General features: G+C 68.4%; 11 protein-coding genes. 6 read left to right on the forward strand and 5 right to left on the reverse strand.

Annotated elements, in window-relative coordinates:
• Positions 1-72: 72 nt before the first annotated feature.
• The 4 genes from ABZS29_RS08735 to adh form a co-directional block, all read right to left on the reverse strand.
• Positions 73-2,934 (reverse strand): M36 family metallopeptidase, encoded by a 2,862-nt coding sequence (locus ABZS29_RS08735; protein ID WP_355459892.1) that lies wholly within the window; start codon positions 2,932-2,934, stop codon positions 73-75.
• A 261-nt stretch (positions 2,935-3,195) separates the two neighbouring features.
• On the reverse strand, positions 3,196-4,398 hold the full coding sequence (locus ABZS29_RS08740) for a S53 family peptidase (protein ID WP_355459894.1): 1,203 nt from the start codon (positions 4,396-4,398) through the stop codon (positions 3,196-3,198).
• Between the two features lie 295 nt (positions 4,399-4,693).
• On the reverse strand, positions 4,694-5,059 hold the full coding sequence (locus ABZS29_RS08745; RefSeq protein WP_355460845.1) for a DUF779 domain-containing protein: 366 nt from the start codon (positions 5,057-5,059) through the stop codon (positions 4,694-4,696).
• Between the two features lie 17 nt (positions 5,060-5,076).
• Entirely contained in the window at positions 5,077-6,600 is a 1,524-nt protein-coding gene (gene adh / locus ABZS29_RS08750) for an aldehyde dehydrogenase (RefSeq protein ID WP_355459896.1), read from the reverse strand.
• 80 nt (positions 6,601-6,680) lie between these two features.
• Here adh and ABZS29_RS08755 point away from each other — a divergent pair, with 80 nt between their 5' ends.
• The 3 genes from ABZS29_RS08755 (at position 6,681) to ABZS29_RS08765 (ending at position 11,261) form a co-directional block, all read left to right on the forward strand.
• Positions 6,681-8,132, forward strand: a complete 1,452-nt coding sequence (locus tag ABZS29_RS08755) for a GAF domain-containing protein (RefSeq protein ID WP_355459898.1) — start codon at positions 6,681-6,683, stop codon at positions 8,130-8,132.
• Positions 8,133-8,228: 96 nt separating this feature from the next.
• Positions 8,229-10,385 (forward strand): (Fe-S)-binding protein, encoded by a 2,157-nt coding sequence (locus tag ABZS29_RS08760; protein ID WP_355459900.1) that lies wholly within the window; start codon positions 8,229-8,231, stop codon positions 10,383-10,385.
• Between the two features lie 87 nt (positions 10,386-10,472).
• The gene (locus ABZS29_RS08765; RefSeq protein WP_355459902.1) at positions 10,473-11,261 is read left to right on the forward strand and encodes a hypothetical protein; all 789 of its coding nucleotides are present in this window, start codon (positions 10,473-10,475) and stop codon (positions 11,259-11,261) included.
• On the opposite strand, the gene ABZS29_RS08770 is transcribed toward ABZS29_RS08765, so the two are convergent.
• Complete coding sequence (locus tag ABZS29_RS08770) at positions 11,262-12,056, reverse strand: SDR family oxidoreductase (protein WP_355459903.1); 795 nt, start codon at positions 12,054-12,056, stop codon at positions 11,262-11,264.
• Positions 12,057-12,166: 110 nt separating this feature from the next.
• Here ABZS29_RS08770 and ABZS29_RS08775 point away from each other — a divergent pair, with 110 nt between their 5' ends.
• The 3 genes from ABZS29_RS08775 (at position 12,167) to ABZS29_RS08785 (ending at position 14,171) form a co-directional block, all read left to right on the forward strand.
• Positions 12,167-12,997, forward strand: coding sequence for a hypothetical protein (locus ABZS29_RS08775; protein ID WP_355459905.1), 831 nt, complete (start codon positions 12,167-12,169; stop codon positions 12,995-12,997).
• Positions 12,994-13,836 (forward strand): DUF4097 family beta strand repeat-containing protein, encoded by an 843-nt coding sequence (locus ABZS29_RS08780; RefSeq protein WP_355459906.1) that lies wholly within the window; start codon positions 12,994-12,996, stop codon positions 13,834-13,836. The genes ABZS29_RS08775 and ABZS29_RS08780 overlap by 4 nt, the downstream gene beginning before the upstream one ends.
• A 101-nt stretch (positions 13,837-13,937) precedes the next feature.
• Entirely contained in the window at positions 13,938-14,171 is a 234-nt protein-coding gene (locus tag ABZS29_RS08785; protein WP_355459908.1) for a hypothetical protein, read from the forward strand.
• Positions 14,172-14,206: the final 35 nt, after the last annotated feature.

Genomic DNA, 14,206 nt, shown 5'->3' on the forward strand with positions numbered 1-14,206 from the left:
TCCGGCCGCTGAACAAAGCAATGGTGGCCACCCCGGTCCGGGGTGGCCACCATTGTTCTCTCGACGTGCTTACTACTTCTTGCCGAAGACCTGGATCTCAGTCATGTCGGTGTAGGTGCAGCCACCGAAGGGGCCGGGGCAGGCGTTGGCGAAGTCCGGGACCTGCGGGCTCAGCATGGTGAACCGCACGTACTGGACGCCGGCCGCGTTGCCGGTCGGGGTGAGCAGGTTGTACTTGCCGCGGTTGGCGGCGGTGAAGGTGCCTTCCTGGGCGGTGGCCCAGGTGGTGCCGTCGGCCGAGGTCTCGATCCGGTACTGACCGGTGGACGAGCTGCCGGGGTCACCGCAGACGTTGGACGGGTCGACCTTGAACGAGTCGATGGTCACCGAAGCCGGGAGCTTGATGTCGATGTGCTTCGGGATCATCACGTTGGTCGGCGTGCCCTTGTCGTCACCGGTGGTGCTGCCCCAGCCGGTGCCCTGAGCGTTGTCGATCGCACCGCCGGGGCCACAGTTGTTGCTGCTGTAGTCCGGGCCGGTGTAGGCCGCGATGGCGCCGCCACCCGAGGCTGCCGCCCAGTTGCGGCGTACGGCGTAGCTGGCGCTGGCACCGGCCTTCACGACGACCGGGTTGACCGCCAGCTCGTAGCCCGGGGACGCGACCACGAACTTCGGGTAGGTGCCGGGGGCGACGTTGGTGATGGCGTACTTGCCGGCTGCGTCGGTGGTGGCGGAGTAGTCACCGGCGAAGCCGGAGGAGTGGCCGCCGATGTAGACCAGCGCGCCGGGGATCGGCTTGCCGGTGTCCTTGTCGGTGATGGTGCCGGTCAGCGTGGTGGTCTTGCCCTTCGGCGGGACGTGGAAGTCCTCGGCCGGGAAGGAGTCGCCGCCGTCGATGACGCCGGCGTACCAGCCCATGCCGCGGTTGGCGAAGACCTGCCAGATGATGCCGGCGTTCTTGCCGCCGCTGGCGACCAGGTCGGCCTGCACGATGGCGTTGCGCATGTCGAGCATGGTCGGGTCGGCGGCGGACAGCTCCATCGCGCGGGTGATGATGCTGACCGCGTATGCACGGCCGAAGCGCTCCCGCAGGTCCCACAGCGTCTGGGCCCAGACCTCACCGGAGGAGTGCACCTCGGGGGTGCCGCCGATGGTCGGGAAGTCGCCGTAGGTGTAGCCGCCCTGCGAACCGTCGATGCCGACGCAGGCCGCCTCCTTGGCCTTGACCCGGCAGTCGTTCGGCATCGTCCGGATGGTGCCGCCGGCGGTGTCGTACTTGCCGATCCGCATCTCGCCGTTGGCGACCGTGTCCTTCTCCAGGCCGTGCGAGGCCAGGTAGTCGAGCGCGTAGAAGTCGCTCCACGCCTCACCCATCGAGCCGGCCTGGATGCTGTTCAGCGTCGAGCTGCCGGTCGCGTCGACGACCAGGCGGTTCGACAGGCCGTGGGTGTACTCGTGGTACAGGATCTCGGCCGAGGTCGACGAGCTGCTCGGGAGGGTGGTGTTGTCACCCGGGCTGCCGAACAGGAACATCTGCATGGTCGGCGAGATACCGTCCGGCGGGGTGTTCATGTTCGCGTTGTTGATGTGGTTCGCGTCCGGGCCGCCGTTGGCGTCGGTCGCGGCGCCGTCGAGCGCGTTCAGCAGGACCGGGTCACCGCCCGCGGCGTCGAACGAGCCGGCCGCCGGGGTGAAGCTGATCGGTGGCTTGGCCAGCCAGTCGTGGAAGTTGCTCGCGAGGTAGAAGCCGTTGGTGACGTCCTCGTTCATGTTCGTCTTCCAGGAGTCCGGCTTGGCCGGGTCCCAGGTGCAGACGAACGCCGCCGAGCACAGCGGGTTGCTGTTGAACGCCGTGAGCTTGTACTCCGCGCCGGTCTTGGTGCCGGGCACCTTGACGGACTCACCGGCGTTCGGTTCGTTGTCGTCGTTGACATCGGCGAAGGCGGCGACCGACGTCCCCTCGAGCAGGGTCTTGGCGTTCTTCGGCAGCCACTTGTTGTAGATCAGGTTCTCGACCCGCTGGGTGCCGCCCTTGGGGGCGCCAGGGTAGTTGTCGGTGACGAGCGCGTCGCCGACCCCCTCGTTCTGCAGGTCGCGACGGTAGAGCAGGCCGCCGGTCTGGGCGTCGATGACGTGGGTGTAGACCTTGCTGCCACCGGCGTTGACGTACGTCATCCAGCCCTTGCGCAGGCCGTCGGCGGTGTGGAACCAGACCGGCTTGGCCTGGTCGCCGTTGCTCCACACGGTCGTGGTGCCGGACTTCTTCGCGGCGGCGGACTTCGCCGTACCGTCGATGTCCTTGGCGGCGGCCTGGCGGGCCTCGTCGGCAGAGACCGCCGGTGCGGCCGAACGGGCCTGGGCGGCCGTCGTCAGGCCGGCGACCGGCGAACCCATCACCGAGATCAGCTGGCCGTGCTTGGTGACGTTGGCCTTCAGGCCGTTGCCGAAGACCTCGATCCCGTCGACCACCTGGGACCAGAAGATGTGGTGGGTGCCGAGGTCGTCGACGTAGTCCTTGCGGAGCTTCAGCGTGGCCAGGTCGGCGGCGGTGAGCTTGAAGACCTCGGGGTGCGCCTTCACGTAGGACAGCGCGACGTCCTGGGCCTTCTTCGCGCTGCGACCGGTCAGGAAACCGTCCAGCTTCGAGACCTGGGCCGGGGTGCCGGTGTTCGGGTCCAGCTCGACGATGCCCTGGGTACCGAGCGAGTTGCGGAACTTCTCCGACGCGTCGGACTCCTTGCCGGCCACCTTGGCGGCGCGGTTGTACGTCGTCTTCGCGTTCGGCGTGCGGGCGTCGTAGTTGCCCTTGCGCTCCTTGCCCTTGACGCTCTCGGCCTTGGCGGCCTTGCCCTCACCGGGTCCGGCCTGGGGGGCGGCGGTCGCGCCGCCGGCCATCGAAACGGCCAGCAGACTGGCCGCGGAGACGGCGGACACGGCGAGAAGCCCCCGTCGTCTGCGTGATGTGGTCACAGCGATACTCCAGAAAAGTCACCTGCGCGGATCGCCCTCCGCGACCCGTCCGCGCCTGACCTTAGGCGGGGAACCGGAACCGGGGAAGAGATATCCCCGGAATGGCGCGGAGACGAGGGTTGTCCTTCGTGCTCGGCACCTTACTAAAAGCACTCTCGAAAAGGACGTAGGCGAGCGGCCGGACCCCAATCGCGGTAGGGGTCCGGCCGCCCGTTCAGGGGGTACTCAGAACGCGCCTGCTCCGTTCGGCGTACCCAGTCCGGTCGGTCCGTCCCAGCCGGTGCGGGCGTTGCACCACTGGGTCGTCGGGCAGCTGCCGTTGCTGCCGCTCGTCACGTCGAACAGCGAGCCCGGGTGTGCGTAGGGCAGCGCGTTCGCGTAGCCGGCCGTGTTGCCGGACAGCGCGTAGACCGCGGCGATGATCGGCGCGGCTTCGCTGGTTCCGCCGAACTGCGCCCAGGTCGAGGCGGTCCTGCTGGTCGGGTAGTAGACCGCCATTCCGCCCTTGCTCGGGTCGGCCGCCGCGGACACGTCGGCCATGGCCCGCTTCGCGCAGCCGGTGCCGAACGACGAGGCCGCACTCAACGCCGTGTTGTACGTCGAGCAGCCGGAGCCGGCGCCGTCCCAGACGGTCTCGCTCCAGCCACGAGTGTTGCTGGCGGCAACAAGCGACGTACCGCCGACAGCCGTTGTGTACGACGAGGATGCGGGGTAGCTGCCGCCCTGGTAACCGTCGTCACCGGTCGACGCGGTGACCGCGATGCCCGGGTGGTTGTAGTAGGCGCCGTAGCTGCTGTCGGAGGCGTCGCCACCGCCGTAGCTGTTCGAGATCGCGACCACACCGGCCTGCTTGGCGGCCGTCTGGACCGCCGAGCCGAGGTCGGCGAAGCTGGCCGATTTGGCCTGTACGACGAGGATCTTGGCATCCGGCGCCGCGGCCGAGACCGCGTCGACGTCGAGTGCCTGCTCGCCGGCCCAGCCCGCGTTGAAGTTCGGCAGCGTGGTCCCGCCGGTCTGGTTGACGATCCGCAGGCAGCCGTTGGTCGTCGTACAGGCGGACAGGCCGAACTGCGAGCGGTAGACGCCGAGGTCGCGCTCCAGGTTCGGGTAGCCGTACGCGTCGACGATCGCGACCGTCCGGCCGCCGGCGCTCAACCCGTTGAGTTTGTAGGCGTCGCGCAGGCCGCTCGGCGTCAGGCCGGTGGCCGGCGGCGCGGTCGCGGCGGGGGTGACGCCGTTGCTCGCGACCAGCTTGATCGCATGGCAGCTCGCGGTGTGCTTGGACTTGGCGGCCGAGCAGACCTGGGCCGCGTGCTTCCCGGCGGTGTACGGGGTGATCGGGGCCGCGAGAGCCCCGGTAGGTGCGGTCAGACCCGCGACGGCCAGTGCGCCGGCGCCCAGGGCGGTGACGAGAATCCGTTGCCTCAACAGAACTCCTCGGATGGGCCAGGCCATCGCCCGTTCACAGATTGGCGGGGGGCGGTGACCGACAGTGGATGGTGTCGAAATCGTCCGCCCGGCAAGGGATCCGATGCCAGCGATTACGCCTCTGACAAATGTCATGGGCCGACCCGTGACACCCGCCCCGAAGAGCCTCGATTTTCCGCGTCAGAACGGCCGTCCGCGCACTCCGGAAATCGTTGAAGGATTCCCCGCGACTTTCCCGCACAACGCAAAAGGGTGCCGGCCGTCCGGCAACGCCACCGGACGGTCGGCACCCGCTTCAGAGGAGTCCGAGAACCTCGGACTCGGCGTCGGTGAAGAGGCGGGAGCGGATCAGGAAGCGGACGCCTTCCGGCGCCTCGACCGAGAATCCGCTACCCCGCCCCTTCACGACGTCGACAGTGAGCTGCGTGTGCTTCCAGTACTGGTACTGATCGGCGGCCATCCAGAAGCCGATCGGCTTGCTGAGCCCCTCGACCATGAGGTCGCCGAGGTGCACGTCGGCCGGACCGATCCGGAACTCGCCTTCCGGGAAACACATCGGCGAACTGCCGTCACAACACCCACCGGACTGATGGAACATCAGCGGCCCGTGGGTCTCGGTGAGCCGACGGAGGAGGTCCTCCGCCGACGCACTCAAGAGCACTTTGTGAACAACCACGGTCAGAAGAACCCGAGCTTGTTCGGGCTGTAGCTGACCAGCAGGTTCTTGGTCTGCTGGTAGTGGTCGAGCATCATCTTGTGGTTCTCGCGGCCGATGCCGGAGTTCTTGTAGCCGCCGAAGGCCGCGTGCGCGGGGTAGGCGTGGTAGCAGTTGGTCCAGACCCGGCCGGCCTGGATCTCCCGCCCGGCCCGGTACGCCGTGTTGATGTCGCGCGACCAGACACCGGCGCCGAGACCGTACAAGGTGTCGTTGGCGATCTTCATCGCGTCGGCGTAGTCGTCGAACCGGGTCACCGAGACGACCGGCCCGAAGATCTCCTCCTGGAAGATCCGCATCTTGTTGTCGCCCTCGAAGATCGTCGGCTGGATGTAGTAGCCACCGCTCAGGTCGCCGCCGAGGTCGGAGCGCTCGCCGCCGGTGACCACCTTGGCGCCCTCGGCCTTGCCGATGTCGATGTAGGCGAGGATCTTCTCGTACTGGTCGTTGCTCGCCTGCGCGCCCATCATCGTGTCGGTGTCGAGCGGGTTCCCGGTCTTGATGGCCTGCGTGCGGGCGGTCGCGTCGCCGAGGAACTGGTCGTAGATCGACGACTGGATCAGCGCCCGGGACGGACAGGTGCAGACCTCGCCCTGGTTCAGCGCGAACATCGTGAAGCCCTCGAGCGCCTTGTCGTAGAACTCGTCCCGCGCCGACGCGACGTCGGCGAAGAAGATGTTCGGGCTCTTCCCGCCGAGCTCCAGCGTCACCGGGATGATGTTGTCCGAGGCGTACTGCATGATGAGCCGGCCGGTCGTGGTCTCACCAGTGAACGCGACCTTGGCAATTCTGTTGCTGGAGGCAAGTGGTTTGCCGGCCTCGACGCCGAAGCCGTTGACCACGTTCAGCACCCCCGGCGGCAGCAGGTCCGCGACCAGTTCGAGCCAGACGTGGATCGAGGCCGGGGTCTGCTCGGCAGGCTTGAGCACGATCGCGTTACCGGCCGCGAGTGCGGGCGCCAGCTTCCAGACCGCCATCAGCAGCGGGAAGTTCCACGGGATGATCTGCGCGACGACGCCGAGCGGCTCGTGGAAGTGGTAGGCGATCGTGTCGTCGTCGATCACCGACACGGACCCTTCCTGGGCCCGCAACGCCCCGGCGAAGTACCGGAAGTGGTCGATCGCGAGCGGCAGGTCGGCGGCCAGCGTCTCGCGCACCGCCTTGCCGTTGTCCCAGCTCTCGGCGACCGCGAGCAGTTCGAGGTTCGCCTCCATCCGGTCGGCGATCTTGTTCAGGATGTTGGCTCGTTCGGCCGGTGAGGTGCGGCCCCAGCCAGGTGCGGCGCCGTGTGCGGCGTCCAGGGCCAGTTCGACGTCGTCCGCCGTACCGCGGGCGATCTCGGTGAAGTTCTGGCCGGTGACCGGTGTCGGGTTCTCGAAGTACCCGCCCTTGGCGGGCGGGACCCACTCGCCACCGATGAAGTGCTCGTAGCGCGATTTGTAGGTGACCGGGCTTCCATCCTGCCCGGGAGCTGCGAAGATCGTCATAGGTCCTCCTCGGGATACCTGACGTGGTCCGGAATCTACGGAGGGCGACGTTGCACGGACGTTGCACATGAGGTGAGGCGATGGACGCGGCGGACGAGGCGCGCCGGTTGAGCGAGCTGTACGACGAGGTGCTCGGTGGCCACCGAGTGCCCGGAGTGCCGCGCCGACTGGTCGCCGAGTCGTGGCAACGATCGCTGGCGGCCGCCGTCGATCCCGAGCTGGACGCGCCACCGGTGGTCGTCGACCACGAGGCGCTGGAAGGCGTCCGGTCGAGCCATCCGCTGCAGGCGGTGCTGCCGGTGCTGCGGCAAACCCTGACCACGATCGCCGACGAGGCGTCGCACATCATGATCATCACCGACGCCCAGGGGATGATCCTGTGGCGCGAAGGGTCCGCCTCGGTCCGGCGTCAGGCCGACCGGATCGCCTTGTCTGAAGGCGCGATCTGGTCCGAGGAACAGATCGGCACCAACGGCATGGGTACGGCGCTCGCCACCGGTCAGCCAGTGCAGATCCACTCGGCCGAACACCTCGTCCGCCGAATCCACGAGTGGACCTGCGCCGCGGCGCCGGTACACGACCCGGACACCGGCAAACTGCTCGGCGCGGTCGACGTCTCCGGCCCACTGCGGACCGTGCATCCCGCGATGGTGGCGCTGGTGACGGCCGCCGCCAAGCTCGCGGAGGGACAACTGCGGGTTCGGATGGCCGCGTCCGACGAGATGCTGCGCGCCCGCAACATGCGGCACCTGGTCGCACTCGGCGACGCACCGGGCGCCCTGCTCACGCCGTCGGGTCGCGTGCTCGCCGTCCAACCGTTGGAGTGGTTGCCGGACCGCTTGATCGTGCCGGCCGACACCGATCGGATCGAGCTCGGCGACGGCCGCGAGGGCCTGATCGAGCCGCTCGACGAGGGCTACCTGCTCCACATCCCCGGTACGCCGATCCGCCGCAGCCGGCCGTCGTTGCGCCTCAAGCTGCTCGGCGCCGGCCAGCCGCTCGCCGTCGTCGGCGGCCGCGAGATCCCGCTCACCCTGCGCCGCGCCGAGGTACTGACGCTTCTCTTACTGCACCCGTCCGGACTGACCGCCGAGCAGCTGATGCTCCAGCTGTACGGCGACGAGGGCAACCCGACCACCGTCCGCGCCGAGATGCACCGGCTGCGGAATCTGCTCGGCGGCGGAGTCCTCGACACGAAGCCGTACCGGATCATCGCCGATGTGACCGGTGACGTCACCGACGTACAGAGCGCCGTACGTCGTGGTGACCTGCAGACCGCACTGGAACATTACGCCGGTTCGTTGCTCACCCGCTCGGATGCTCCCGCCATCCGGGCCGAGCGGGACGAGCTGGACGTCACGCTGCGCCGAGCAGCCCTCGACGCCGGAGATCCGGACTTGCTGTGGCGTTTCGCCCAGACGGCGCTCGGGGCCGAGGACCTGGAGATCTTCGAGGAACTCGCAACCGCTCTCCCCGCGCAGGACCCGCGGCGTGCCGTGGTGGCGGCGCGCCTGGTCCGCTTGGCCGACTGAGGGTGCCCTGATCTGCGAACGTGAGACGGAACACGCGGGCGTGATGATGACCCCATCACCATGACTCACCAGTAACCAACCAATAACATCGCTGGTATGCAGATCCTCGCCATCATCGTGTCGCTCGCGATCGCCCTGGTCGGCGTCGCGCTGTTCGGCAAGACGATCGGGCACATGGTGTCCGTCATCAAGCTGGGTCAGCCGGCCCCGGGCCGGACCGACCAGCCGGGGCAGCGCAGCGTCACGCTGGCCAAGGAGACCCTCGGTCACACCCGCATGCTGCAGTGGAGCCACATCGGCATCCTGCACTGGTTCGTCGCGTTCGGCTTCCTCGGGCTGGTGCTCAGCCTGGTGACCGCGTTCGGCCAGTTGTTCGACGCCCACTTCGCGCTGCCGATCCTCGGCCACTGGGTGGTCTTCGAGTGGGTCACCGAGCTCCTCACCTGGACCGGCCTGCTGTCGATCCTCGGGCTGATCGCGATCCGGCTGCGGCACCTGCCGAGCGGATCCGAGGGTCGCTACAGCCGGTTCTTCGGCTCCCGGAGCTGGCAGGCGTACTACGTCGAGTACACGATCCTCGGCGTACTGGTCTGCATCCTGGCGCTGCGCGCGCTGGAGTGGGGCCTGGCCGTGCACCTCGGCGAGGCCAACAAGTGGCACTTCCCGCTCACCTGGTTCCTCGGTGAGGCGGTCACCGGCTGGCCCGAGTCGCGACTGGAGAACGCCGTCTACCTGGTCGCGATGGTGAAGATCCTGATCTCGTTCGCCTGGATGATCACGATCTCGCTGAACGCGACGATGGGTGTCGCCTGGCACCGGTTCACCGCCTGGCCGAACATCTGGTTCAAGCGCAAGGCCGACGGCGGTACGGCGCTCGGCGCCCTGCAGCCGATCATGGTCAAGGGCGAGCCGATCGACTTCGAGAACATCGAGGAGCTCGACGAGGACGCGCCGCTCGGCGTCGGCAAGGTCGAGGACTTCACCTGGAAGGGCCTGCTCGACTTCACCACCTGCACCGAGTGCGGTCGCTGCCAGTCGCAGTGCCCTGCCTGGAACACCGACAAGCCGCTGTCGCCCAAGCTCGTCATGATGAACCTGCGCGAGCACGCCTACGCCAAGGCGCCGTACCTGCTGGCTTCTGAGGACGACCGCAAGTCGCTGTCGCAGCTGGTGCTCGACGAGCAGGAGAAGCCGCTCGTCGGCCCGGCTGATGTCGCGGTCATCGACGAAGAGGCCCTCTGGGCCTGTACGTCGTGCGGCGCCTGCGTGCAGCAGTGCCCGGTCGACATCGAGCACGTGGACGCGATCATGGATATGCGCCGCTACCAGGTGCTGATCGAGTCGTCGTTCCCCTCTGAGCTCAACGGGCTGTTCAAGGGCCTGGAGAACAAGGGCAACCCGTGGAACATGAGCCCGTCCGGCCGGATGGACTGGGCCAAGGACCTGCCGTTCGAGGTCAAGCAGGTCGGTACCGATGTCGAGACGCTGGCCGAGGTCGAGTACCTGTTCTGGGTCGGCTGCGCCGGCGCCTACGAGGACCGGGCGAAGAAGACGACGCAGGCCGTCGCCGAACTGCTCAACATCGCCGGCGTCAGCTTCGCCGTACTGGGTGACGGGGAGACCTGCACCGGTGACCCCGCTCGCCGGGCCGGCAACGAGTTCGTCTTCCAGCAGCTCGCGATGCAGAACGCGGAGGTCTTCAAGGAGACCGGCGCGAAGAAGGTCGTCTCCACCTGCGCGCACTGCTTCAACACCCTGAAGAACGAGTACTCACAGCTCGGCGTCGAGCTCGACGTCATCCACCACACCCAGCTGCTCAACCGGCTGGTCCGCGAAGGCAAGCTGACCCCGGTCGCCCCGGCCGACAGCTCGCTCAACGGCCAGAAGATCACCTACCACGACCCTTGCTACCTAGGCCGCCACAACCAGGTCTACGACGCCCCGCGCGAACTGCTCGACATCATCCCCGGCGCCGAGTACGCCGAGATGCCGCGGAACAAGACGAAGTCGTTCTGCTGCGGCGCCGGCGGCGCGCGGATGTGGATGGAAGAGAAGATCGGCACCCGGATCAACGTCAACCGCACCACCGAGGCCGTCGAGACCGGCGCCGACAAGATCGCCACCGGCTGCCCGTTCTGCCGCGTGATGCTGTCGGACGGTCTGACCGCCAAGCAGGCCGACGGTTCGGCCCGCGAAGAGGTCGAGGTCCAGGACGTCGCCCAGCTCCTGCTGGCTTCGGTCAAGCGGGGATAGTTGCAACAACGTGCAATTTCCTTCCTCCTCAGGTGGTTCGGACCATAAGATCCAGGGTCCTGTATCACCTGGGGAGGAAACCGCATCATGAAGTTCCGCGCCGCCGTCGCCACGGCCGCCGCAGTACCGCTAGCCCTCGGCCTGGCCGCCTGCGGCGGCAACGACAAGCCCGCAGCCGCACCGCCCGCACCGGTCTCGGTGCCCACCACCGCCGAGCCGCAGAAGGCCGTCAGCACTCCGCCGCCGGCGGTCACCCGCCTGAACCGCGTCACCTTCGTGCCCGCGATGAACAGCGCGCTGACCAAGCAGAAGTCCTGGCACGTTGTCGGCAAGATGACCGGCAACGGCTCCACGCTGATGACGATGGACGGCTACCAGAGCACCAACCCGAACGCCATGTCGATGACCATGACCGGGGCGGCCTTCCAGGGCAAGAGCGCCAAGATCATTCTCGTCAAGAACACCGCCTACCTGTCGCTCCCCGGCGTGACGCCGGCCGGCAAGTTCGCCAAGATCCTGCCGCAGGACGCCGGCGGCGTCGGCGAACTCCTGGACAGCGGTGACCCGACCAAGATCTACAAGTCCTTCGACAAGAGCATGGTCAGCCTCAAGTTCGTCGGCGAGGAGACCGTCGGCGGCGAGAAGCTCGAGCGCTACGCCGTCACCGTCAACACCGCCAAGGCGCTGAAGTTCCAAGGCAAGAAGGTCCCCAAGGGCATCCCGGCGACCCTCACCTACGCGATGTGGATGGACAAGTCCCACCTCGTCCGCAAGCTCTCGTTCAACCTGAGCGGCGTCTCGATGGTGATGACCACCTCCGACTACAACAAGCCGGTCAGCATCACCGCACCGCCGGCGAGCAAGATCGTCAGCTAGTCACCGCAGGTACGAGGCGCCGTTGAAGTCGAGGACGGCGCCGGACGACCAGCCGGCCGGGGAAGAGGCGAGCCAGTGGATGGCTTCGGCGACTTCCTCGGCGGTGGCGGTCCGGTTGAACGGGCTCTGGGCGCGGATGGCGTCCCCACCGGGACCGGCCAGGAGGCTCTCCGTCATGTCGGTGGCGATGAAGCCGGGCGCGATTGACGTCACGGTGATGTCATGTGGCGCCAGCGAGACGGCAAGAGACTGACCCATCGCGTGCAGTCCCGCCTTCGAGGCGCCGTACGCGGGCACGTCCGGCTCACCGCGATAGGCGCCGCGCGACCCGACGTTCACGATCGCACCCCGCCGTACGCCGTCCGCGGGCTCGACGTCGAGCATCTGCCGCGCCACGCACCACGTCAGGTGCGCCGCGCCTTCGAGGTTGACCGCCAGCGTCCGCCGCCAGGCCGCGACCCATTCCTCGTACGACGTTTCCGCCAGCGGATGCCCGACCCGCCGGGACCCGGCGACCGGCTCGTCGACGTACAGGGCCGCGTTGTTCACCAGCACGTCGATCCGCCCGAGCAAGCGAGCCGATTCCTCAACCAGGGAAGGGATTGCGGCCGAATCGCCGACGTCGGCGGCGACCACCGCATGTCCGTCACCAGGCAGCGAAGCGCGCACCTCTTCGGCCCGCTCGACGGCGCCGCGGCAGTGCAGCACCACCCGGTCACCACCCCGCGCGAAGGCCATCGCCGTGGCAGCTCCGACCCCGCGCGATGCGCCGGTCACGAGTACTCCTCTGGACACGTCTCCTCCATGGTTTCGGTGGCCACCATTCTGCCCTGACGCCGCGACGACATCGTCGTGACATCAGATGGGGTTGACAGTGACGTCATCGTGACGTCATAGTTGGCGTCATGGAACTTGATCACTACCTCGAGTCGGTCCGGCGGAGCGTGGAGAACGCAACCGCCCTGGCCGACGACCAAACTCGCTCCGTGGCCCAGCGCCTCGGAGCCACGCTGGATGACGCCGGCCGCCTGGCCCTCATCTCAGCCCTGTCCGACGCCGCCGGGGAGATCAGCCGCGAGCTGTCGCCCGGTTCGGTCGAGCTCCGGATGGCCGGCGGCCGTCCCGAGTTCGTGGTCACGCCGGCTCCCAGCCAGCTGACCGGGCCTGACGACGTGGAAGAAGAAGTGGACGACGACACGGAAGCCACCGACCTGGCCCCGGACGCCGACGAACCCACCGCGCGAATCACGCTGCGGCTGCCGATGTCGATCAAGAACAAGGTCGACGAGGCCGCGACCGCCGAGGGCATCTCCTCGAACGCGTGGCTGATGCGCACGGTGATGATGTCGCTGAGCGACCGTGGTCGCCGTGGTGGCGGTCCCCGCCCGCCGCGGCCCCCGCGCCCGCCGCGCGGTGGTGGGATCTTCGGCCCGGACGGCCCGCTGGGCCCTGACGGTCCGCTCGGACCCGACGGCGTCTTCGGCCCGGACGGCGTGTTCGGTCCCGGTGGACCCTTCGGCGACAACGGCGTCTTCGGCCCGGAGCGTGGCCGGCGCGAGCGGGACGGTCGCCGCGACGAGCGTCGCGGTGAGCGGGACCAGCGTCGCGCGGAGGCCGAGCGCCGCCGCGAAGAGAAGGATCACCGCCGCGGCGACTCTGCTAGTTCGCTGACCCCCAACCCACCCAACCACGGTCAGCGGGGCTCAAGCCAGCGATTCCAGGGGTGGGCACAGTGAGCGGCTTCACGAGTCAGTTGATCGCCGAGGACGGCGAGATCACCCGGGCGCGGATCGAGATCGGCTCCGGCGAGGTCCTGCTGGTCCCGATCGACGGCACCCAGACAATCGTCGACCTGGAGGTCGAGGACGGCTCCGACGAGGACGTCGTCTACACCCTGGAGGACGGCGAGCTGATCGTCGAACTGCGCAAGGGACGTCGGTTCAGCACTCGTCGCGGTCCCGAGATCCACCTCCGGATCTCCACCCCGGCGGTCCTGGACCTGCGGGCCAAGACCGGCTCGGGTGACATCACCGCCCAGGTGCCGATCGGCTCGGCGCGGCTGGCCACGGGCTCCGGCGACATCCGGCTGGAGACCGTCGAGGGCGACCTCGCGGTCAGCACCGGCAGCGGTGACGTCCGCGCCACCCAGGTGACCGGGATCGCCAAGGGCAGCACCGGTTCGGGGTCGATCGACATCGGCGAGGCCGGCGAGGCGATCGGGCTCAGCACCGGCTCCGGCGACGTCCGGATCGGCGACGCGGCCGGCCCGGCCAGCGTCAAGGTCGGCTCGGGTGACATCACCATCGAGCGGATCCGCGACCACTCGGTCGCCACCTCCGGCTCCGGCGACGTCACCGTCGAGGTGGCCGACGGGCCGAGCATCCAGGCCGAGACGGCCAACGGCGATGTCCGCGTCGGAGTTCCCGACGGCATCCCGACGTACCTGGACCTGAAGTCGGTCACCGGCCGGATCCGCTGCGAGCTGGAGCCCGGCGAGAAGCCCGAGGCGGGCGCTCGCTCGCTGACTCTGCGGGCCCGCACCGTCACCGGCGACATCACCGTCGTCAAGGTCTGATCCACGCCTCCAGGAGGTTCCGCCGGAAGCGATCCGGCGGGACCTGGGCGAAGCACTGCCGAAAACCGGTCAACGGGGACAACTCGAAGGGAAGTACGGACATGATCACCGAACACCAAGAGGTCGCCCGGTACCGCGTCGCCGAGCAGGTCCGCGCCGCCGAGAACCGCGCCCTCCTGCACGACCACGAGACCACCGACCGAGGTCCCCGGCACGGCCTGGCGATCGCGCTGCGCCTGCTCGCCGACAAGCTCGAGCCGCTGACGACCCCGGCGCCGCAGGCCCGGCACGCCCGCCCCGAACCCCGCGGTACCGGCCTCTCGGTGGTGCGCTGACCACCTGTGTTGCAGCTTCGTGCAACGCCTGTGGA

The sequence above is a fragment of the Kribbella sp. NPDC005582 genome (genome assembly GCF_040605415.1).
Classification (GTDB): Bacteria; Actinomycetota; Actinomycetes; order Propionibacteriales; family Kribbellaceae; genus Kribbella.